The 277-nt window shown below is 57.8% G+C and carries 1 protein-coding gene; it reads right to left on the bottom strand.

Annotated features, from left to right (window positions below; translation table 11 throughout):
- A partial coding sequence (locus SB753_RS36925; RefSeq protein ID WP_410805091.1) for a TauD/TfdA dioxygenase family protein occupies positions 1 to 277 on the bottom strand: 277 nt, incomplete at both ends.

Here is a 277-nt window from a genome sequence, read left to right as displayed (position 1 = left end):
AGGACCAGATCGTATCGCCGCCGCCCCCTTCGGGAATTTCCTGTGCATGAAGGACAGTGGCCTTGGGCGGCTGAGGTTGCCACGATACGTCGACATGCCAGTTGTCCGTGCCGCCCGAACGCGTCTTGTCGCTATGAGCGATGACTTCGATTTCCGGAAAACCCGCGACGGCAGGCAAATAGATGTTCTTGCGGATCGGACTACCGAAGATGCGCGCAAGCGCAAGGTGTTGCTCAGGCGTGAGCGTCTGTTCACGAAAAAAGATCACACCGTGATC

The organism is Paraburkholderia sp. SIMBA_053 (assembly GCF_046534895.1).
GTDB classification, from domain to species: domain Bacteria; phylum Pseudomonadota; class Gammaproteobacteria; order Burkholderiales; family Burkholderiaceae; genus Paraburkholderia; species Paraburkholderia caledonica.
Note: the sequence above shows the minus strand (reverse complement) of the source record. Positions and strands in the feature narration are given on the sequence as shown.